Origin of the sequence: Cryobacterium sp. Y50 (assembly GCF_002929805.1) — a bacterium.
Taxonomy (GTDB): Bacteria; Actinomycetota; Actinomycetes; order Actinomycetales; family Microbacteriaceae; genus Cryobacterium.
In genome coordinates, this window is record NZ_PJJM01000085.1 from 1 (window position 1) to 21,010 (window position 21,010).

Below are 21,010 nucleotides of genomic sequence, written 5' to 3' on the forward strand. Positions count from 1 at the left end.
GGGGCAACAATCATGCCGGACCCGACAGGCCAACTCCCTCAGATACTCACACCATCCGAGGTTACAAACAAGGTAACGGGGTAAGACGTGACTGACGAGAGGTGATGGAGTCCCGTCCACTTTGAACAACCAACTATTTCTGTCCCCAGTATTGACTAACGAACGGTTGTCAGTCAATACTGTGGATCGTGAACATGAATAAAGTCGTTCCTCAATATGACGAGCTGCCGCTCATCCCAAAATTGGGTTTGCCGCATTCGTGGGCGTTTTTTGGGCCCGGTGATCAGTTCGGTACCCTGAACTTTCTCACCCCAGAAATCGTTGCGAATGCCGCGCACGCGGTAGTCTCGGGCGTTGTGGTGCCGCTCAGTCTGCCGGCAGATCAACCGAACCCCCCTCTCTTCGGACGAGAGCCGATGAACCACGTGCAGTTCGACGCCGATCGCAACACCCGAGACGACCGCGTCGACAACTATTTCCCACAAGGATCCAGTCAGTGGGACGGCTTTTATCACGTACGTGCTCGCGAATTTGGATATTTCGGGGGAGTCGAAGCGCAGGAGGACCCAGCCGAAACATGGCTCGGCATAGATACCTGGGCGGAACGCGGCATCGTTGGCCGTGGCGTTCTCCTCGACGTTGAGGCCTATCTGATTGCCGCGGGTGCGTCGGAGATTCCGGTCGACGAGCAATTCATTATCGATGCGTCCCTGCTGCAAGAGGTCGTTGCTGCGCAAGGCGTTCGGATTAAGCAGGGTGACATCTTGGTCATCCGAACAGGCTGGCCCGCAAAGTACTCGCGCCGGGGACCGGGTGCAGTTCCTGTAACGCAGATTCCCGGGCTTCACGCCGGCGAAGCTACGGCGCGACTTCTCTGGAACTGGCATGTTGCGGCCGTCGTGACGGATCTGCCCGCCGTAGAGCCGGTTCCCGGCGATCCCGCGATCGGATCACTTCACCGGAGACTTCTGCCGCTACTCGGAATCCCAATTGCGGAGTTGTTCGATCTCGAAGCACTCTCCGTCGAGTGCGCACAGGCGCAACGGTTCAATTTTCTTTTCACGGCAGCACCACTCAACCTCCACGGTGCCGCCGGTTCACCTGGAAACGCGCTCGCGATTTTCTAACCGGTTCACCATCACCAAGCGAAGGAAAATTCAATGAAGAATTTTGCACAACGTACGGCTGCACTGGCACTTGTCTTCAGCACGGTTGGCGTTCTGGCGGCTTGCTCTCAGACCCCCGCCGGAAGCGAAAGTACCGAGCCGATCTCGATCGGCGTGGTCGGGCCGCAAACCGGTCCGCTCGCCGAAATCGGTGAAAACCAGGTCGCCGGCGCCGAGGTGGCCATCGAACAGATAAATGCCGCTGGCGGAATCCTCGGTCGACAGGTGAAGCTTGCCAACGCGGACGAGCAGACGACCCCGGAGACATCGACGGCAGCGGTTCGCAATCTCTCCAACAGCGGCGTGAACCTCATCGTCGGCATGCTCTCCAGCGCTGGTTGTCTCGCGCTGGCACCGCAGCTCGCCAGCATGGATGTCGCACTCGTCGGGACGGGGTGCACGAACGATGGGCTCACCGGGCAAAACGGAGAAGCCGCGCCATATCCAAACTTTTTTCGCACGTCGAACAATGACTCAGCGCTGATCGGTCCACTCGCGCAAACCATTGCCGAGAAATTTCCTGAAGCGACTGACTACTCGGCCTTCGGATATGACTACGTCACCGGCACAACTCAGTGGTCGCTGTTCCAGGGTGACCTTCAGGACGACGGCGTGGACCTAAATGTGCAGAGCGAGACATTCGTTCCCATCGGCGAGCAAAACTTCGGACTGCAGGTACAGCAACTTGTTAATGGCGCAACTGACCCGGAGAAAAGCGCGCTCTACCTCGGCACATTCAGCTCGGGCACGGGCAGCTTCCTGCAACAGGCAGCCTCCTACGACCTCTCCTCGAAGTTCGCCGTCATCGTGAACCCCGGGGGCTATTACCCAATTGCACGCACGCTAAACGGCCTGGCGCCGAATGTGTGGAACTCCTACGACTACAACTACGCAGCCTTTGATAATGACGAGAACACTCAGTTTGTCGACGATTTCAAGGCGAAGACCGGCAAAATGCCTGTTGACTGGAGCTACGACGCATACGTCGGCGTTCTTGCGATGAAAGCAGCGATTGAAAAGGCTGGAACAACTGACACCGCCGCAATTCTCGAAGCCCTCGCCGGGCTGAAGTTCAATACTCCCGGCGGAGAGCTGACCATGGACGCAACGACCCACCAGGCGAACCCTCCCGTTGTCATAACCAACACCGTTGGTGACACCTCCGCGGAGGAAGGCGTCAAGGTGCTGGAAACGGTTGTCGTCCCTCGAGACGAGGACTGAACTTGACTCTGTTATCGACGCTAATCAGCGGCGTCGCCTATGGAGTACCGCTCTTTCTTGTGGCGAGTGGGCTAACTCTGATCTATGGAGTTATTGGAGTACTCAACTTCGCTCACGGCTCTTTTTTCGTCGTCGGTGCACTGTTGGTAACCACAATCATCGGGTCCACGGTACCTACGGTACCCACGTTCATCATTGCCGTCCTCGCGGGAGCGGCCGTCGTCGCTGCAGTGGGAATGTTGACGGAAACCACAGTGGTGCGCCATCTGTATCGACGAGATCACATCACTATGTTGCTCGCCACCTTCGCGATCCTATTGATTGTGGAGGGGGCGGCAGAGGGGATCTGGGGCAATTCATCTCGCGCGATCAACAAGCCCGAAATTTTGTCGGGCAGTACACAGATCCTGGGCACGACAATTCCGCTTTACGACATCTTGCTGGTCTTTGTCGGTGCGGTAGTCGCGATCGGGCTTTTCCTACTCATCAATAAGAGCACCTTCGGGCGGTCAGTTCGGGCGATCGCTCAGGACCAGGTGATGGGTGAGGCTGTGGGGCTCAACACCAAACGAGTCATGCTGCTCGTGTTTGGCCTGGGTTCCGCCCTGGCCGGGCTCGCCGGCGCGTTGATCGCGCCGAATGTCTCCGTTTCGCCCAGTCTCGGGCATGCGTTTATTTTGCAAAGCTTCGCCATCGTCATAATTGGCGGTCTTGGATCGGTGACCGGTTCCCTCGTGGCGGCACTCCTAGTTGGTGTCTCCGAGGCTTTCGCGGTCGCCTACGCTACCTACCTAACCGGATTCACGTTCTACATCCTGGTGGCCGTCATTCTGCTGGTGCGGCCTCGTGGACTTCTCGGCAGCGCCAAGTTGGGGAGGGCCTGATGAGTGTATCCGTGCGCAATCCAGCGCCCCCCATCAACGCAGGTCCGCCTTTCGTAACGGCGTCGTCGCGTTCGCGGTTCGATCTTCGGCCTATCTACGAGCCGCTCATCTTCCTATTAGTGACAACTGCGGCATATTTCGTGATGCCACCAAACATGCAGTACGTGCTGGGTATCGCCGTGATCTACGCACTGCTCGCTACAAGCCTCGGCGTGTTGTTTGGCTGGACCGGCATATATACCTTCGGTCACGCGGCCTTTTTCGGGATCGGAGCCTACGCCACGGCACTCCTAAAGGAACAGGCTTGGGGACCACTCGCATTCCTCGGGATGTCTGCCTTGATCGCGGTGATCGCGGCTGTGCTGATCGGCTTGATCGGGCAGCGCCTCGCCAAGGTGGAATTCGCCATGCTTACGATGATCGTTGGCCAGATCGCCTATCTTCTCACCTTCCGTGTACCGGTTTTGCAAGGCGACAACGGAATTTACAGTATCCCACGCGGTGACGTCTTCGGCATCGACCTCACGCCTCCCGTCTCGTTCTGGTGGTATTCAATCATCGTCGTCGCGATCGTCATGGGTGTACTTCGCCGCATTCACCTGTCACCATTCGGGGAAAGCCTCAACGCTATTCGTGACGACGCGGTCAAAGCCGCAGCCATCGGAATCCCCGTGAAGTCGCTCCGGCTCGCGGCCTTCGCACTGGCTGGCGGAGTGGCAGGACTAGCCGGCGGGCTATTCGCCCAACAGGGATCCATCGTCACACCCAGCACCCTGTCGTTCACTTTCAGCGGCCAGATCATCATCATGGCGTTGCTCGGGGGAATGATGGGTTTCTGGGGACCGGCATTGGGTGCCATCCTTTTTCAATTCATAAACGCGCTAGTATTCGGCAATTCCACACACGGAACCCTCGTACTCGGCATCATTTTGCTCGCTGTTGTGATGCTGTTTCCCAGTGGCGTGCTTGGAGTCTTCGCGCGACTGCGCGACCTCCTGATGAGATCACGGAGTAGACAATGAACGTTCTTGAGTTGCATAACGTTCATAAGAACTACGGCGGTCCTCCCGTCGTGCAAGACGTGTCGCTGTCGATCGCTGCAGGTCAAACCGTGGCCATTATCGGTCCCAACGGTGCGGGTAAGACCACGCTCTTTGGTGTGATGGCGGGAGAACACCGAGCAACCAAGGGGTCAATATCGCTCTTCGGGAAAGACGCCACCCGGGCGGGAGCGCAAAGACTATCCCACCTTGGCGTCGCACGGACATTTCCAGTTGCGCGATACTTTCTCGCAAAGACCGTAGAGCAAAACTTGGTGATCGCCCGTGATGCCCATCAATCCAAATATCGAAATCCGGTGTCGCGCACGCCTCGCTCCGACGAGGGTATTCGCACAGCTCTAAGGGCGGTCGGCCTGGACGAGCTTCGCCACCAGCCGTCCAACACGCTCTCGCACGGGGACCGCAAGAGCCTTGAAATTGCCATGGCGCTCACACAAAATCCGGCCGTTCTACTGCTTGACGAACCAACAGCAGGTATGGGGGCAGAAGATATTCCACGAACCATCCGCCTACTCAAAGGACTCCGGGAGTCTCGACCCGACCTGACGATTATCATCACCGCGCACGATATGGAGGTTGTCTTTGCCTTGGCCGATCGGGTCGTGCTCATGGCTAACGGGCGCGTCGCTCTCGAAGGGAACCCATCGGCTATTCGAGATGACCCTCTGACGCGCGAAATCTACCTAGGCAATTCCTACGAAGGGGACAAACAATGACTGAGCTGGTCGTGACCTCTCTTTCAGCGTCGTACGGACTCGCCGTGGCACTGACAGACGTATCGATCACCCTTCGAAAGGGCGAGACTGTTGGTCTTCTCGGCAGAAATGGAGCAGGTAAGACCACTCTATTGAAGGCGATCATCAACAGCACCGAGCTGAGTTCGACCGGCGAGGTAACGGCGGGAGGAAAATCCATCCGCAAAGCATCGACCTTTAAGGTCGCGCGAAGTGGGGTCGCGTGGGTCCCGGACAACCGCCGAATCGTCGCGGCGCTCAGCGTGGCCGAAAACCTCGATCTGGCCAAATCCAAACGGGCGTCGAAGGATCAGCTCGACCGTGTTCTGGCAAATATTCCACTCGTCGAGACGTTGCTTAAACGCCGCGGGTTTGAACTCAGCGGTGGTGAACAACAGGCCGTCACTATTGCCCGGGCACTGATGGGTGCACCCGATTTTCTCCTGCTCGATGAACCCACAGAAGGGCTCGCCCCGCTGATCGTCGAACAATTGCAAGCGTCGATAGCCCGGCTGCCCGACTTGTTCGACTTGGGCGTTCTGATTACTGAGCAAAACTTTTGCTTTGTAACTGAACTCGCCGACCGCGTTTACATACTGGAAACCGGCCAGGCGGTTTGGAACGGAACGTCTGATGAACTCATCGGTAGACCCGACCTTATCGACAGACACCTTTCCGTTGGAGAAAAGTTGTGAGTACTCCTATGAACGACACAGAAAGCCGCATCTTCGAATCGGCCCGAGTCCTTTTCAATGAGTGGGGCTACACGGCGATGACCCTACGACAGATTGCAAAAAACGTCGGGATCGAGGTGCAAAGCATCTACAACTACACATCGTCGAAGCAGGCACTCGTTGAAAAGCTCGTGCGAGCCGGAACTGCGGAACTGCACAGTTCAGTTGTCGCCGCGGTTGCTTCGGCGGCACCAACACCACCTGCACGGCTGAAAGCGGCAATGCAGGCACACGTCCTGCATTACCTGAGCTCAAGGAGTGTCGTTGTCTTCTTTCGCGACAGCCTCGTTCATTTCGACAGTGATACGCGCACCTCCCTGCTCCTGATGCTCAAAGCATACGAACACGTCTTCAAAGACATCCTCCGAGAAGGAATTGCCTCTGGGGAGTTTCGTGAATTGGATGTCACTCCAACCACCTATGCGATCCTCGGCATGGGCGACTCCGTGACCAACTGGTGGCGCGCAGACGGCCGCCTCGGTGCCACTGAGGTCGGCGAACTCTATGGCGCACTTGCCGTACAGATGGTGTCGCGCACCCCGCCGGTGCTGACCGCCTAGCGCAGCCAGTCACCTACCCCAGCCTTGTATCCAGAATCTAAGGAGCACGACAGCGCATGACTATCACACGATTCGACGACCCGGCCGCAGCGAAATTTCGAGAGGACGTCAGTACTTGGGTTCACGAAGCCCTGCCAACGAAATGGCGCACCGACCGGGCCGCTCTCACCCCGGATGAAGTGCAGCAAGCTCAGCGTGAGTGGGACGCGGCCCTCCACGAGGGGGGATATGCCGGACTGGCCTGGCCCGCCGAATACGGCGGACGCGGCTTCGGTCCAATTGAAGAGCTCATCTACTACGAAGAATCCTCTCGAGCGAATGCCCCCGATGGATTCGGGAGGATCGGGCGGGTGCTCGCGGGCCCCACGATTATCGTTGCCGGTACCGAAGCACAAAAAGTCAAATATTTACCGCGCATTCTCGACGCCAGCGAAATCTGGTGCCAAGGCTTTTCCGAACCTGGTGCAGGATCTGACCTGGCTTCGGTGCGCACAACGGCTCGAAAAGTCGACGGCGGCTACCTGGTTAATGGTCAGAAGACTTGGACCAGCTTTGCCCAATACGCGAAGCGCTGTCTGATGCTCGCCAGGAGCTCGACCGAGCTAGGACGCCACCACAACCTCAGCTTTCTCCTCCTAGACATGGAGCAGGATGGCGTTGATGTGCGCCCAATCCGCCAGATCAGCGGGGAGGAAGAATTCAGTGAGGTGTTCTTTACCGACGTGTTCGTGGCCGATGAAGATCTCGTTGGCCCCGAACACGAGGGGTGGGGCATAGCCATGACCGTGCTGAGCAATGAACGGGGTACAACGGAGGCCGCGACGCGGCTCGTAGAGGCGACGGCCCAAATTGACCTGCTGAACCGCTGCTGCGCTCGTCATGAGGGACTTGACGCCCCCCGGCTTCGTGACCGGTGCGAGTTGCTGCGATGGCAAATTCTCCGGACTACTGAGGAGAAGGCCGCAGAGCTCGATTGGTTCACCGCGGGATCGATTCTTAAAGTGCAATGGAGCGAACTCATCCAAGACTCGACGCGATTGGGCGTGGACAGCGGATGCCCGGAACACCGAGACTACTGGCGCCACCACTATCTCGCCTCAAAGGCAATGTCGATCTACTCCGGAACCAACGAGATTCAACGCAACATCATCACCGACCGTGTTCTGAAAGTATCGAGGTAACCATGTCGACAATAGTTCAAGAAATTGGCACCATGGCCGCTTCAAGCGTCCGTGAAATCCTGGACAGTGGGCGAGGATCACCCGCCGAACCCAATGCACACCTCTGGTCGATTCTCTCTGATGGCGGCTGGGGATCCATCTCTAGCGATCCCGAGAATAAAGTGGAATTGCGCGACATTCTCGAAGTTGCTCGCGTGTCGGGTCGGTTCCCATATTCGACCCCGATCGTTTCAACCCTGTTGGCTGGCCGATGGTTTAAACTCGACGAGGGCCAGCTTGAGTCTGGCATCGTCCTCGCATTGCGCCGCGGCGCTCAGGTCGTCGCCCCGTACTATTCCGAAGGTGTCATTGTCGTAGACGGAAACGGTGGCATTATCGCGTCATCGCCAACCGCTGTCGAAGCCTTCTCCCTCGTCTCGCCCATCGCCCTACTGCCGGTCGGCACGATGGCATTGTCTGATGAATACCTCAGCGAGCTCCGCGCCGCTTTTCTGGCCGTCGCGGTGGGATGCGCCGACGCCGTCCTCGACGCATCCATCGCCTGGTCCACCACTCGGGAACAGTTTGGGCAACCGATTAAGGGATTCCAAGCTGTGAGGCACCACCTCGCCAACGCACACATCGCCCGCGAGCAGGCCTGGACTGCAGCCATCGCCGCGGCCCACGAACCCGAGCGTTCGGCAGCTTGGGCGCGCCAAGGATTCGCCCTCGCCCGAACTTCCATCGAACTCGGAATTCAGGTGCACGGTGGTGTGGGCTTCACCTGGGAAGTGGGACTGCATCACTACCTCAATCAGATCATCGAGTTGCGGTCCGTTCTCGGTGAAGACCAGTGACGACACTCGACGTCGATCGCCCTGCCGCGGGCGTCCTCCGTCTCCGGCTGAATGGAGCCGACACGCTTAACGCCCTCGATGATGAGGTGAAGGGCCAAATGGTAGATGCCCTCCGTGCAGCGGCCGTGGATCGCACAACACGCGTCGTGCTGATTACTGGAACAGGACGCGCCTTCTGCGCTGGCGGTGACGTGCGCGGAATGGGCACGCGAAGCCCTACCGAGACAAACGATGTGCTCACATTCGGCAGACAAATCACCGAGGGAATTGCTCATCTCCAAAAGCCCGTTGTGGCCGCAGTAAACGGACTCGCATCCGGAGCAGGATTCAACCTTGCGCTCGTCTCAGACATTATCCTGGCGGCTCCCACGACTTGGTTCCAGCAATCATTTGTGCGGATGGGTCTCGCCCCCGATATGGGCGGAACATATCTGCTCGGCCAGGCAATTGGGCCGCATCGCGCCAAGGCGGCCCTGATGACCGGTCTCCGGTTCTCGGCCAGTGATGGCGTTGAACTCGGCTTCGTGGCCGAGGTGCTCAGCGGCAACTTCGACGACGAAGCCGTCAGTTACTGCAGCGCATTGGCACGCAAGGCCCCGATTGCGCTGGGGCTCACCAAGCTGCTTGCAAAGCGTGCGCACGAGGGCACGCTCGCCGATGCCCTTGACCGAGAGTCGCTGGCACAAGCCGTGCTCGCGGCCACTACCGACCACAAAAGCGCCGTGGACGTCTTTCTCAACAAAGGCGACCTCGACACAATCGAATTCAAAGGCGAATGACGTGACACAACTAGTGACAACAACAGTCGACGGACGTATCGCACACGTGATGCTCGATCGGCCGAAAAAGCTGAACGCCATGAATGATCAGCTGCTTGAAGAATTTTCGGCAACGATCGCAGCTCTCGGGGCAGACAATGCAGTGTCGGTGATCGTGGTCTCCGGCGCTGGAAACAACTTCAGTGTTGGCTTTGATGCTGACCCGGGTAACGGGTACTCCGAAGCCGCAGCTGGGCTCAGCCCTTACGCCGACTGGGCATCGCTACGTCGTAACATCGAACGGTGGCTGGTGGTATGGGATATTCCGAAACCGGTTATCTCAGCTATCGAGGGATATTGCATGGGCGGAGCCACGATGCTCGCCGTGTGCACAGACATCACGGTGGTCAGCGAGGATGCCACGCTCGGTTGGCCGGCCATCCCACTCGGAGGGGGACTGTTGAGCCCGACCACAGCGTGGCTCATCGGCCCGAAAAAGGCCAAAGAGCTCTCGTTCATTGCCGGTAGCAGCCTGACGGGATCAGAAGCTGCAGCCCTGGGCTGGGCCAATCACGCCGTGCCAGCCGGCACTGCACTCGAAAAGGCCGACGCACTGGCGGCAAAGATTGCAAAGATGCCGCTCGACTTGTTGCGCCTCAAAAAACTCGCATTGAACCGCTTTCTCGACCAGCAAGGATTTCGAGAATCAGTTCTGATGGGCGCTGAATGGGATGCAATCGCTCACACCTCCCCGGCGACGCACGTGATGACCGACAAAGTGAAAGAACTTGGTCTGAAAGGTGCCATTGGCTGGTTCAACCAGGACCCATCATGAATCGGGCCATTCCTCTCTTCGACTGGGCATTTTCCCAGGGCGACAAGCCAGCCATCATCACGGATGACAACTCCTACACTTTCGCCGAACTCCGTGATGCCATACTGAGCGCCGCGGCGGCGCTCGTCAACCAGATTTCCACGGGAACGCGTGTCGGCCTGTACATCGACAGCACCCCCAATTTTGTCATCTACCAGTACGCAACGTTTTATTTGGGAGGAGTGGTCGTTCCCCTGAATCGAGCTATGCACCAGAACGAAGTCCTCGACTCGATCACCCATCTCGGAATAACGGTGCTGGTCAGTGACACGCCCATTGAGGTGAGCGCCGCCGCGGCAAGCAGTTACGTTATCGACGGAGAATTCCACAATCTCCATCTCAGCGCGAACGTTCCGGACATGGCAACGCTCGACATTGACGAACCGGCACTGCTACTGCAGACGTCGGGATCAACCGGACGGCCCAAGGGCGTGCAACTGACCATTCGAAACCTGATCGCCAACTACGACCCAACGTACCGGTGGGTCGGAGTCGGCAACCACGACGTCATACTTCTGACCCTTCCAATCTTCAACACGTACGCCCTCAACCAAGGGTCAACATGATGGCCATGACCGGGGCGACGGTGCGCCTCTTACGACGCTTCTCTCCGGAAAATATGCGCCGCGCCTTCGCTGACTCACAGCCCACCTTTCTGCCACTAGTACCGACAATGCTCACGCGTCTCTACAAAGAGGGTGTCGTGTATGACCGCCCGATCACGGTTGGAATCGGTGCTGCGGCCAGTCCCGCGCAGATCGCCTTCGATGCGTGGGAAGTTTTTCCCCAGGCATTCGTCTTCTTCGGTTACGGCCTTACCGAGGGCACGGCCATCGCCTCGCAGAATCGGGTCGGCACAAAACACTCCAACAATGGAGACTTCCTCTCGGCTGGGCGGATAGTGCCGGGTGTTTCGGTGAGACTCGCCCCTTCCGACCAACTGGACGGGCGAGGTGAGATTTTGATTGGTGGTGAATCCGTGTTCTCCGCCTACGTCGGAACCACGGAAGAACGTCCTGTCGTGGACGGATGGCTACACACCGGTGACATCGGAGCGTTCGATGGCGACCGCCTGAGAATCGTCGATCGCAAGCGCGAACTGATCATTCGCGGCGGGCAGAACATCTATCCGGGAGAAATCGAGCGTCTTCTGTCGTCTCACGAGGCCGTCCTGGAGGTCGCTGTGGTCGGTGCCCCAGAGGCGGACCTCGGCGAAGTCCCGGTGGCATTTGTTGTGCTGCGCAACGGCCACTCTCCACACTCGCAGGACCTCATCGAGTGGATGCGCCCCCAAACGGCCGCGTTCAAAATCCCGGCCGCCCTCCACATCGTGGAAGTGATGCCGAAGACACCCACGGGCAAGATTCGCAAGCTCGACCTACGTGAGATAGTCGCAGCAGGAATACACAACTAGCGTGCGGCAGCTTACGGGAGTCTCTGAAATCGAAGCCGCTCTCGGAGAAGAATTGGGCCTGGGGTCATGGCACGACATCTACCAATCGGAGATCGATGCCTTCGCGGCAGTGACCCATGACCACCAGTGGATCCATGTCGATGCTGCACGGGCACTTACAGGACCCTACGGCAGCACAATCGCCCATGGATATTTGACTCTGTCGCTGATTCCGCTGTTGGTCAGCGATGCCTACGTGTTCGCGGGTTTTACGATGAAGGTGAACTACGGACTAGAACGCGTGCGGTTCCCCGCACCGGTCCGCGCAGGATCTCGTATTCGCGCGCGCGCTGCACTCACTTCGGTGGAACTCACGCCCGAAGGACTCCGCGTCATTGTGCGCAATACCGTCGAGATCGAAGGCTCTTCGGCACCGGGATGCGTCGCCGACACGGTGTCACTCCTGATCAGCTGAGCCCCGAATTTGCTCGTACCCGTCGCACGCACAGGCAGAAATGAAAGGAAGTACAAGGATGCCACTTCTTGATGGTCGAACCGCGGTAATCACAGGGGCAGCGCAAGGGCTCGGATATGCGATCGCACACGCTTTCCTCGCCGAGGGGGCCAACGTCGTGCTCGGCGACATCGACGGTGCCGCTGCTGCCGCCGCCGCCGCGCGACTCGGCGGCGATGAGCGAACCCTGGGTGTGGAATGCAACGTCGTATCCGAAGTACACATGGACCGGCTGCTTGCCGCAGCGACGTCAGCTTTTGGAAGCGTCGACATCATGGTGAACAACGCGGGCATCACCCGTGACCTGACGATGCGCAAGATGAGCCTGGACGACTTTTCTCTCGTGATCGATGTGCACTTGAAGGGGACGTGGCTCGGCACGCGGGCGGCAGCATCCGTTATGCGAGAGCAGGGAACCGGTGGGTCGATCATCAACATGTCGTCGATCTCGGGAAAAGTCGGCAACCCCGGTCAAACGAATTACAGTGCGGCGAAGGCGGGGATTATTGGGCTGACCAAGGCTGCCGCGAAAGAGGTGGGTTTCGCCGGCGTGCGTGTCAATGCTCTGCAGCCCGGCATCATCGAGACCGCGATGACGCAGAAGCTGACTGACGAGGTGAGGAGCGCACGCCTGGCGGACGTCCCTTTGGGACGATTCGGCACCCCTGAAGAAGTTGCGCAGGTCGCGCTGTTTCTCGCCAGCGACATGTCGAGTTACCTGACCGGGATCTCGATCGAAATCGCTGGTGGGCGTAACATCTGATGGGGTCAATGGTGACTGACACTGCGGCCGTCGTGAATCTGTATGAGATGGTTCGAGTTGCCAGGGTGGAGGGGGGAGATCGGTTCGTTGGAGATCTTGTCTCCGGTCCGTTTGGGCGCATCTTCGGCGGCCAACTCATCGGGCAGGCTGTAACTGCAGCGACGGCAACGACAACACTGTATTCCGAGCGGCACGCTCATTCGCTTCACGCCTACTTTCTCCGCAAGGGCGATGCCTCCCGCCCAGTGACCTATGAGGTTGACAGCGTCAGGGACGGGCGGTCGTTCTCAGTGCGGTCGGTTCGTGCGTTTCAGGATGATCGAGTGCTCCTAACCGCGACCATGTCGTTTCACGAGGCCCACGCCGGACTCACCCATCAAGTCGACCGCGGCGGCTACCCCGACCCGGACTCGCTGCCACCGGATAAGCGACTGCTTGACGTGCCGACCGACTCTCCGCATCCCGGGCATCGATCCGCGGTAGAAATCCGGCGAATCCCTCCGGCGTTGTACCCCACAGCACAGGGGAGCCCGCCCGGGCAAGCCGTCTGGATCCGATCGCGAACGCAAATGGGTGCGCATTCGCACAGCCTCGTTCCGGCAGTACTCGCGCTGTCCACCGATTTCACGGTCCTGGAGTCCATCGTCTACGGTCATGGACTTACCTTCGCGACCCCGGGCCTGTCTATTGCCAGTCTCGACCATGCCGTGTGGTGGCATGCGCACGGGAACATGGAAGACTGGCTGCTCTACATCCAGTCAAGTCCGTGGGCAGGCGGAGAGCGCGGTCTCGTCACGGGAAGAATCTACGATCGCGGCGGGAAATTGCTTGCATCCGTCGCACAGGAGGGTCTGATTCGACTCGAGACGACGCGGGCAGCAAAATGACTGTAGTCCTCACTGAACGCCGCGGCAGCCTACTCGTCATGACGCTCAATCGCCCACAGGTTCTGAACGCCGTCAACTCGGACGTAGCCCGAGAATTGGGTGGCGCGCTGCAGTATCTCGAGGAATCAAGTGACCTGCGTGTGGGCATCATCACAGGTGCCGGGCGTGCATTCTGCGCGGGGCTCGACATGAAGGCGGTCGGTGCGGGCGAATCCATTGCGGCTACGCGCCATCCGGAATGGGGATTTGCGGGTCTGACATCGCGCACTATGGAGAAGCCGCTCGTCGCGGCCGTCAACGGTGATGCCGTCGGGGGAGGATTCGAGATTGCACTCGCGTGCGATGTCGTCCTCGCCTCCTCCACTGCTCGGTTCGGGCTGCCTGAGGTATCGCGGGGGCTCTTCGCAGCTGGCGGTGGAGTGTACCGATTGGCGCAACAACTGCCGGAAAAGGTTGCAATGGAGCTACTCCTCACCGGTCGCCTGGCCGATGCCAGCGAGATGCACTCCCGAGGACTGGTGCACTCCGTTGTCACAGCCGGCAATGTACTGACCGCTGCATTCGCGATGGCGGAGCGTATTGCCGGCAACGGGCCGCTCGCCGTTCGGGCGACAAAGCGTTTGGCGAGGGCGGCACGGATCTTGACACCGACTCATGCAAATGCCATTGCTCTAGCCGATGCAGAAGCAGCCGTCGTATTTGAAACTTGGGATGCTCAGGAGGGGATAAATGCATTCGTCCAGGGCAGGCCTCCCGTATTTAGAGGGCGCTGAGGAGGTCTGCGGGCAAGCGTCATCAGCAACTTGTTCTGCGCAGCGTGCAGCGTCTAGTCTCGGTGGACCGCGACGTTATCGCGAACCCGCTACGCCAAAAAAACAGATGAGTGCTGAAGTGACAAAGTTTGACCATAAAGGTGAGCGATACGCCCGCGACGCAGAAATCATGGCGATCGTGATTGAGGTCATGTCCGAACGTGGATATGCAGGAACGTCGATGCAAGAGATCGCCACCCGTTTGGGCATTCTGAAGGGCAGCCTGTATCACTACTTCAGCTCTAAAGAAGAACTCCTCATGCGCATCCTGAACGAATCGCATGAGCAAGTCTTGGCCATCGACAAACGTATTTCACAGCAAGGGCTATCGCCTCTCGACGAGCTACTGGAATATCTGCGCGAATCCAGCCTGTGGTACCTCGCAAACGTCCAACGGGCCAATATATTCTTCACGGACCGACGCCACCTGACGGGCAAACGACTCGAGCGGGCTAACCAACTGGGCCGAGAGTTCGAAATTCACATCCAAAATCTCATTCAAAAGGGACAGGACGATGGTCAAATCCGCGCGGATCAAGACGTGCGACTAATCGCTCGGTTCGTGATGGGCACGGTCAATAACGTTCGTTTCTGGCCCAATCGATCATCACCAGGCCCGGACGCCGTACAAATTTCAGAGACGCTGGTGGCCCTGACTCGGAGCGCCATCAGCGCCTGATCGAGTTACATCGTCCAGCACGTCCGCAATCGGCGTTTGATCCCCTGCAAATGCACGTATCGCTTTAGACCGCCTAAGCATGCACCGTGGGGATTTTTCCCGTAACCAGAAACCCCGCAATGTGACCAGAATCTACCGGTATATCTTCGTACAGCGCGTGCACTATCGTGCATGACATCCGCGGAATTCCGCGGGATTCTGCCCCTCGAAGAGTGGCGCCAGACTCGAACCGGACCACCGTATCGACGCATGGGTCGTCATGTGAGATACCTGGCGAGTAGCGCTTGATGGTTTGTGATCTCGCACTACATCTCCCCAGTTCCTCACGAACGACTTTCCTAGGGAGTGGCGGCGGTGGCCCCGTCCGTAGTCGATCCCGTGACCTTTCGAGTCGACGACTGTCTGCACAAAGTCAAGACGTCGGTGATGCGGGCCTCATCGAACGGTTGCGGGGCCCTGACTTCGACGTTGTGTGTTCTGAATTACTGACTTCGCCAAATCGCTGCGCGTACGCTTTGAGGCTACCGGTGTGTGGCCGCACACCGGTGAACCGTAATTAGGAGGCACCATGCTTTTCGCTACGTCCACCACAGCACTCGTGCTGACGGATCCGCAGAACGATTTTCTCAGCCCCGATGGTGTCACTTGGGAACTGGTCGGGGAGAGCGTCAAGAAAAACAAGACCGTTGAGCACATAGAGCAGTTGCTCGTGAGCGCCAAAACGTCCGGCTATCAAGTGTTCGTCTCGCCCCACTACTATTTCCCTCACGATCATTTATGGGAATTCGGTGGAACCTTAGAAAAGATGATGCACGAAATCGGCATGTTCGATCGGCCCGGTCCTTTGGACCTGGACGGGTTCGTGGGCTCGGGTGCTGACTGGCTGGAACGCTTCAAGCCTTTCCTTGATGACGGAAAGACGGTCGTGTGCAGCCCGCACAAGGTCTACGGGCCGGAGCAGAACGACTTGGTGCTCCAACTGCGAAAACGCGGAATCAGCAAGGTTTTGCTCGCCGGTATGTCGGCGAACTTGTGCGTCGAGAGCCACCTGCGTGAACTTCTGGAACAGGGATTTGACGTGGCCGTCGTTGCCGACGCGACCGCCGCTGCGCAGCACCCTGAACTCGGCGACGGGTATGCGGCGGCCCTGACGAACTTCAACTACATCGCTGGGATGGTGCTTTCGACCGAAGAGGCCGTGAGCATGCTCGGGTCCTCCGCGTCCTTGGGAGAACTGTGAGTGGCGAAATCTCCGCCTACGGCGATCTGAGAGCGCTCTTCATTAACTGCATGCTGAAGAGGAGCCCGGACCTCAGCCACACCCAGGGGCTGATGGACAAGAGCATCGCGCTCATGCGGTCCCAGGGCGTGGCCGTGGACACCGTCCGATTCATCGACCACGACATCGTCACCGGCGTGTACCCGGACATGCGTGAACACGGGTAGATCGACGACACCTGGCCCGACGAGGTGTGGCCACTCGTTGATGCCGCTGACATTCTCGTCATCGACGGACCGCTCTGGCTCGGCGATAATTCGTCGATCACTCGGCAGCTCATCGAGCGCCTCTACGCCATGAGCGGGCTCTTCAACGAGAAGGGTCAATACGTGTCTATTACGGGATGGCCGCCGGCGCACTCCTCACGGACAATGAGGATGGCGTCAAGCACGCGGCCATGTCCATCCTCTACAGCCTCCAGCACATTGGCTACAGCATCCCCCCTGGCCGCTGACGATGGCTGGATCGGTGGGGTTGGACCGGGGCCGAGCTACCTCGATCCCGGATCAGGCGGACCCGAAAACGACTTCACCAACCGCAATACCACGTTCATGACCTGGAACCTGCTGCACACGGCCCGAATGCTCAAGGACGCGGGAGGCATCCCCGCCAACGGAAATCTCCGGCAGGCCTGGAACGACGGAGAACGTTTCGGCTTCGACGCCAACCCGGAATAGCGCTGATCACACACTTGACGCCTCACTGACGGATGGTGCAATGAAGGGACGGATGTCGGCTGTGACTGAATTCCGCACCACTACAGGACTCCTGGTCCCCGCAATCACGACCGAGCAGATGCGGGAGGTCGACCGCGTCGCGATCAACGAGGTAGGGCCCAACCTCTACCAGATGATGGAGAACGCGGCCGGGTTGTCAGGGTTGCGGGTCACGGCGTCCGCCGCAGACGGGATCGTCGTCGATGGTGAACTCGTCGACGGCGACGCGGTCGTGACCGGCATGGACTCCGTGAGCCCGTCCCGCCTCCGTTTCAGCGACACCGTGACGGGAACCGTCATCGCGAGCGAGGAGGGCGAATATGCCCTGCGGGTCTGGGATGCCGACTCGGAGGGTATCCGTGACTTCGGCGCCATCGAGGTCTTCCCTTATGACCCGACCTGGGTCGTGGAGGCGAACTTCACTCCGCGCGTCGGCATGGAAGAGGTCAGCATCGCTCACCTCGAGGAGCGCGGGAAGACTCGGGAGAAGACCGTGCCGGGAGAGGTCAGCTTCACCCGCCACGGTGAGGAGCATCGTCTCGTGGCGTTCGAGGACGGCCCGAGCATATTGATCGTCTTCGCCGATACCGCGACCGCCTCGAGCGACGCGCGTCGGGTGGTGTGAGAGTGAGCACGGGTTCCGCCTGCGGCGCCCAGTGCTCCCGGTTGCGGAGCATCCGCTTGCTGGGTCGGTCGCTGCGTCATGTTCGGTTCATGATCCGGTGTCACAGAGCTACGAACGGATTCTCCCGGGGAGCGCCGTCTGCTTGCACCTGCACGACCCGCACGCCGTTCCCGAACGCGACGTGGCCGCGAATGTTCTCGGCCGCCGGCGTCGGGTGGGGGTAGTACCAGGCGGCATTGGCGTTCTTCGGCCCGTCGACCGACAGCGTGTAATACTTCGCGGTACCTTTCCACGGGCACTGGGATGTCAGGGATGCATCGGCGAAGTACGCGGAGTTCAACGATTCCGGCGGGAAGTAGTGATTGCCCTCAACCCGGACGGTCTCCTCCGACTCCGCCAGCACGACGTTATTCCAGACTGCTTGGTACATGGGCTGCTCCCTGCTCGTAGGGTGCGGGCTGGACCCGCAGCTGCACCAACCGTAGGCGAGCTGCAGGCGCGGTAACGTAATCTGGGACACACAACGGCGCAGAACCGAGGTTCTGCCCTCAGCTCTGCGCCGTATGGTCTGATTTAGATGTCGCTGGCGATCTCGAACTGCGAGACCTGGGGGGCGCTGGCGAGGAGTGAGCCGAGTTCGGTCGCACCCGCGCCGGCGCGCCAGGCACGGTATGCCGCGTCGGCTTCGGCAGAGGCCCACCGTTCCAGCAGAATCAGGTGAGAGGGATCTTCGGCATCGACCAGGACGTCGACACCCAGGCATCCGTCAAATGCTCGGGTGCCGGTGAGGATGTCTCTCAGCATATCCGGTGCATTGGTGGGGGCCTCTGCTTTCAGGTGAAGGTCGAGAAGGACGGTGAGTGCCATGGGTGCTCCGATCAGGTGGGGTTTGGTGTGCCGTTTAGAAGCTCAGGATCTGGTAGCCCTGAACGACCAGGCTGCGTGTGCTCGCTTCGCCCTTGTAGTCCGTGAGCAGCGGCCATCCACCGGTCTTGATCGAGTCGGAGACGCCGTGGGAGGTGACGCAGAAACCGCAGGCACCCAGGATGTTGTCCTGAAGCGCGACGGCGAGGGGGTTCATCTTGTGTTTGGGGTCCGAGATGGCGGCCAGGGATTCGACGCCGGAGCCGTCGAAGACCACGACGACTTCGTCGCCGGCCTGCTTGAATTCGAGGGCGGTCTTGAGACCGCGGTAGACGCGTGAGGTGTCGGAGCCGATGGGCTCGTAGATGACGACGGCAATTTTGAGTTCAGACATAAACATGTACCTCCTAGGTAGACCGATCTGACCACTGCTTACTATACCGATCTGTCTGGTATTGTCCAATCATGGAATCCACGACCCAAACCCTGGCGCCGGAGCCCAGTGCCAGGGAGCGTCTGCTGGCGTCCGCGAGTCGCCTGTTCCACGAACGCGGCATCAACGCGACGGGAATCGACCTCGTCGTTCGCGATGCGGGTGTAGCGAAGGCCAGCCTGTACAACAATTTCGCGAGCAAGGAAGCGCTCGTCGTGGCTTATCTGGAACAGGAACTCGATGGCTGGGTGCAGCACTCGCGCTCCCTCGATGATCCGTTCAGCGCGCGCCAGGAGCGGGTAGCTGCCCTGTTGGCAGCGCTGGCGCTCTCGGTCGAAGCTCACACCTTTCACGGCTGCCTGTTCACCAACGCGGTGATCGAGCTTCCTGAATGCGTCAATGTGCGCCGGGTAGCGGAACGCTACCGTGAGGTCGTTCGCGGCCACCTCGCTGCCTTTGCCGGAAAGGACCCGACCTCCACCCTGGCGTCTCGCCTCTTTTTGCTCTACGACGCGGCCATTACGGCGGCGAAGGTGGGCCGCGACGCTGGCCTGGTGCGCCAAGCCAGCACCATGGCACAAGAATTCGTATAGAAGACGCACACGAGGAAGAGAATCAATGAAGATTACAACTGCGCTGCGGGCGTTCGAACTGGATACCCGCCCGGTTTACCCTCTCTCCCGGGTAGCGCTCGACAAACGCTGGAAGGAACTGCCCGAGCACGCGAAGACGCCCAACCAACTCCTTGGCCGATCAGCGATCGGCTGTGAGGGTACCCACGGAGTCTTCCTCAAATGCGACCCGACCTGCTCGCCGTGTTACCACGCAGCGGATGCCAACAAGGTGCGCATCGACGGCAACCACACCGTCGCCCGGGTCACCGAGCAGATGGAGTACCTCCGTCGTATCCGCGGCCCCCGCGCGCACGCACAGCTCATCGGCGACGAGGTCAGCCTGCTGCCCGCGGCCGACCATGCGGCGGCACTGCTGGCCATGCGCGGGAACGGCCGGGAACCGATGTCGATGACCCACGGAGATTTCGACTACCAGTACCTGCTCGACGTCGTGCTGGACGAGCAAGGCAATGCCCGATTCACGAAGGTCTCGTTCGCCGCGCACTTCGATTCTCTGATGCGTGGCCGACGCGGCGCGGTGCGGCCGCGTACGGAGGTGGAGCTGAATCCATTCCGCGAAAAATTCGCCCGGATGTTCATCGATCTCAAACGAGACCACGGGGTGAGCTCCTACCTTGCGCGCAACATGACGGTCACACCGTCCAACGTGGACCAGGTTAGCTCGGTCACCCGCGATGTGCTGGAGATGCCCTACGACATGATGTCGTTCCAGCCAGCGGCGTTCATTGGGGATGACCGTCGCTGGAAGGAAGACTTTGACGACGTCACCGTCGACACGGTCTGGGAGCGCATCGAGGAGGGGGCCGGGCAGAAGTTGCCTTGGCAGGCCACTCAATTCGGTGACCCGCGCTGCAATCGAACCACGGTCGGCCTGCGGGCCGGGGGCGTGTTCGCGCCGCTGCTCGACCCCGCTGAGCCCAAGGACCTCGCCGCCCGGGACCGTTTCCTCGACCACTTCGGCGGCATGATCTTCGGCGACGTACCCGTGCGCATCCTCACCGTCAAGATCATCCGCGCCCTCGCCGTCCACCCCGGCGACGTTCCTCCGTTGGTGGGGCTGCTGTGGCGGGTAATCGGCCGGGCCGGCGGTGTCCGCGGCATTCTGCGGGCTGCCCGGGCCAAGAGGCTCGGCTTCAAGACCTTCGTGGTGCACAGCTTCATGGACGCGTCCGACGTGGCGCCGGCCTGGGAGCTGATGCAGAGCGGCATCACCGGAACGGATGCGAAAACCATCGAAACGCAGGAACGCCTCGGCGCCTGCATGTACGCGATGAGCCACCCGGGCGATGACCGGCTGGTGCCGGCCTGCGTGCAGCACTCGGTGCTCGACCCGATCGAGAACATCGGCCTGCGGAAGCTGCTACCCCTGATCGGCGCGGCGCGGCACGGAGCGTCGTGGCC

The 21,010-nt window shown here is 59.8% G+C and carries 25 protein-coding genes and 1 pseudogene; 22 read left to right on the plus strand and 4 right to left on the minus strand.

The genetic code is table 11. From position 1 onward, the window contains the following. Positions 1-194: 194 nt before the first annotated feature. From CXY73_RS08050 to CXY73_RS21935, 21 genes and pseudogenes are all read left to right on the plus strand, one after another. Positions 195-1,127: a cyclase family protein gene (locus tag CXY73_RS08050; protein ID WP_104137048.1), complete on the plus strand. Its 933-nt coding sequence runs from the start codon at positions 195-197 to the stop codon at positions 1,125-1,127. Positions 1,128-1,160: 33 nt separating this feature from the next. Then, a complete protein-coding gene (locus CXY73_RS08055) occupies positions 1,161-2,387 on the plus strand; it encodes an ABC transporter substrate-binding protein (protein WP_104177404.1) in 1,227 nt (408 codons plus the stop codon). A gap of 2 nt (positions 2,388-2,389) precedes the next feature. Next, on the plus strand, positions 2,390-3,271 hold the full coding sequence (locus tag CXY73_RS08060) for a branched-chain amino acid ABC transporter permease (protein ID WP_158254068.1): 882 nt from the start codon (positions 2,390-2,392) through the stop codon (positions 3,269-3,271). Positions 3,272-3,414: 143 nt separating this feature from the next. Beyond that, positions 3,415-4,293, plus strand: coding sequence for a branched-chain amino acid ABC transporter permease (locus CXY73_RS08065; RefSeq protein ID WP_233198223.1), 879 nt, complete (start codon positions 3,415-3,417; stop codon positions 4,291-4,293). Further along, on the plus strand, positions 4,290-5,048 hold the full coding sequence (locus CXY73_RS08070) for an ABC transporter ATP-binding protein (RefSeq protein ID WP_104177407.1): 759 nt from the start codon (positions 4,290-4,292) through the stop codon (positions 5,046-5,048). The genes CXY73_RS08065 and CXY73_RS08070 overlap by 4 nt, the downstream gene beginning before the upstream one ends. Further along, entirely contained in the window at positions 5,045-5,761 is a 717-nt protein-coding gene (locus CXY73_RS08075; protein ID WP_104177408.1) for an ABC transporter ATP-binding protein, read from the plus strand. The genes CXY73_RS08070 and CXY73_RS08075 overlap by 4 nt, the downstream gene beginning before the upstream one ends. Positions 5,762-5,769: 8 nt before the next feature. After that, a complete protein-coding gene (locus CXY73_RS08080; RefSeq protein ID WP_104137025.1) occupies positions 5,770-6,360 on the plus strand; it encodes a TetR/AcrR family transcriptional regulator in 591 nt (196 codons plus the stop codon). A 56-nt stretch (positions 6,361-6,416) separates the two neighbouring features. Continuing rightward, complete coding sequence (locus CXY73_RS08085; RefSeq protein WP_104177409.1) at positions 6,417-7,541, plus strand: acyl-CoA dehydrogenase family protein; 1,125 nt, start codon at positions 6,417-6,419, stop codon at positions 7,539-7,541. A 2-nt stretch (positions 7,542-7,543) separates the two neighbouring features. Beyond that, positions 7,544-8,377 (plus strand): acyl-CoA dehydrogenase family protein, encoded by an 834-nt coding sequence (locus CXY73_RS08090; RefSeq protein ID WP_104177410.1) that lies wholly within the window; start codon positions 7,544-7,546, stop codon positions 8,375-8,377. Further along, positions 8,374-9,156 carry an enoyl-CoA hydratase/isomerase family protein gene (locus CXY73_RS08095; protein ID WP_104177411.1) on the plus strand — a complete coding sequence of 261 codons (783 nt, stop codon included), beginning with the start codon at positions 8,374-8,376 and terminating at the stop codon, positions 9,154-9,156. The genes CXY73_RS08090 and CXY73_RS08095 overlap by 4 nt, the downstream gene beginning before the upstream one ends. After that, the gene (locus tag CXY73_RS08100; protein ID WP_158254070.1) at positions 9,041-9,970 is read left to right on the plus strand and encodes an enoyl-CoA hydratase-related protein; all 930 of its coding nucleotides are present in this window, start codon (positions 9,041-9,043) and stop codon (positions 9,968-9,970) included. The genes CXY73_RS08095 and CXY73_RS08100 overlap by 116 nt, the downstream gene beginning before the upstream one ends. After that, positions 9,967-10,575 (plus strand): class I adenylate-forming enzyme family protein, encoded by a 609-nt coding sequence (locus CXY73_RS23210; protein ID WP_158254071.1) that lies wholly within the window; start codon positions 9,967-9,969, stop codon positions 10,573-10,575. The genes CXY73_RS08100 and CXY73_RS23210 overlap by 4 nt, the downstream gene beginning before the upstream one ends. Then, a complete protein-coding gene (locus CXY73_RS23215; protein ID WP_104177414.1) occupies positions 10,572-11,423 on the plus strand; it encodes a class I adenylate-forming enzyme family protein in 852 nt (283 codons plus the stop codon). The genes CXY73_RS23210 and CXY73_RS23215 overlap by 4 nt, the downstream gene beginning before the upstream one ends. A 1-nt stretch (position 11,424) precedes the next feature. Continuing rightward, positions 11,425-11,877 carry a MaoC family dehydratase gene (locus CXY73_RS08115; protein WP_104137007.1) on the plus strand — a complete coding sequence of 151 codons (453 nt, stop codon included), beginning with the start codon at positions 11,425-11,427 and terminating at the stop codon, positions 11,875-11,877. Between the two features lie 58 nt (positions 11,878-11,935). Then, on the plus strand, positions 11,936-12,679 hold the full coding sequence (fabG, locus tag CXY73_RS08120) for a 3-oxoacyl-ACP reductase FabG (RefSeq protein WP_104177415.1): 744 nt from the start codon (positions 11,936-11,938) through the stop codon (positions 12,677-12,679). Positions 12,680-12,690: 11 nt separating this feature from the next. After that, the gene (locus CXY73_RS08125) at positions 12,691-13,566 is read left to right on the plus strand and encodes an acyl-CoA thioesterase II (RefSeq protein WP_158253115.1); all 876 of its coding nucleotides are present in this window, start codon (positions 12,691-12,693) and stop codon (positions 13,564-13,566) included. Continuing rightward, the gene (locus CXY73_RS08130; protein ID WP_104136999.1) at positions 13,563-14,339 is read left to right on the plus strand and encodes an enoyl-CoA hydratase-related protein; all 777 of its coding nucleotides are present in this window, start codon (positions 13,563-13,565) and stop codon (positions 14,337-14,339) included. The genes CXY73_RS08125 and CXY73_RS08130 overlap by 4 nt, the downstream gene beginning before the upstream one ends. Positions 14,340-14,457: 118 nt before the next feature. Beyond that, positions 14,458-15,057 (plus strand): TetR/AcrR family transcriptional regulator, encoded by a 600-nt coding sequence (locus tag CXY73_RS08135; protein ID WP_158253114.1) that lies wholly within the window; start codon positions 14,458-14,460, stop codon positions 15,055-15,057. A 598-nt stretch (positions 15,058-15,655) separates the two neighbouring features. After that, a complete protein-coding gene (locus tag CXY73_RS08140; protein WP_233198211.1) occupies positions 15,656-16,297 on the plus strand; it encodes an isochorismatase family protein in 642 nt (213 codons plus the stop codon). A gap of 50 nt (positions 16,298-16,347) precedes the next feature. Further along, a pseudogene (locus CXY73_RS08145) lies at positions 16,348-17,013 on the plus strand (flavodoxin family protein). Positions 17,014-17,074: 61 nt separating this feature from the next. Next, entirely contained in the window at positions 17,075-17,677 is a 603-nt protein-coding gene (locus CXY73_RS21935; RefSeq protein WP_199184325.1) for a DUF1684 domain-containing protein, read from the plus strand. Between the two features lie 100 nt (positions 17,678-17,777). On the opposite strand, the gene CXY73_RS08155 is transcribed toward CXY73_RS21935, so the two are convergent. The 3 genes from CXY73_RS08155 to CXY73_RS08165 all read right to left on the minus strand — a co-directional run bounded on the left by CXY73_RS08155 (position 17,778) and on the right by CXY73_RS08165 (position 18,935). Beyond that, positions 17,778-18,107, minus strand: coding sequence for a DUF427 domain-containing protein (locus tag CXY73_RS08155; protein ID WP_104177417.1), 330 nt, complete (start codon positions 18,105-18,107; stop codon positions 17,778-17,780). Positions 18,108-18,250: 143 nt separating this feature from the next. Next, positions 18,251-18,544, minus strand: a complete 294-nt coding sequence (locus CXY73_RS08160) for a putative quinol monooxygenase (RefSeq protein WP_104136990.1) — start codon at positions 18,542-18,544, stop codon at positions 18,251-18,253. A gap of 34 nt (positions 18,545-18,578) precedes the next feature. Beyond that, positions 18,579-18,935: a DsrE family protein gene (locus CXY73_RS08165; RefSeq protein ID WP_104136987.1), complete on the minus strand. Its 357-nt coding sequence runs from the start codon at positions 18,933-18,935 to the stop codon at positions 18,579-18,581. Positions 18,936-19,006: 71 nt separating this feature from the next. Between CXY73_RS08165 and CXY73_RS08170 the strand changes: the two genes are divergently transcribed. Next, positions 19,007-19,567: a TetR/AcrR family transcriptional regulator gene (locus tag CXY73_RS08170; protein WP_104177418.1), complete on the plus strand. Its 561-nt coding sequence runs from the start codon at positions 19,007-19,009 to the stop codon at positions 19,565-19,567. Positions 19,568-19,727: 160 nt separating this feature from the next. Here CXY73_RS08170 and CXY73_RS22285 read toward each other — a convergent pair whose 3' ends face one another. After that, positions 19,728-20,927, minus strand: a complete 1,200-nt coding sequence (locus CXY73_RS22285) for a hypothetical protein (RefSeq protein ID WP_199185310.1) — start codon at positions 20,925-20,927, stop codon at positions 19,728-19,730. Between the last annotated feature and the right edge of the window lie 83 nt (positions 20,928-21,010).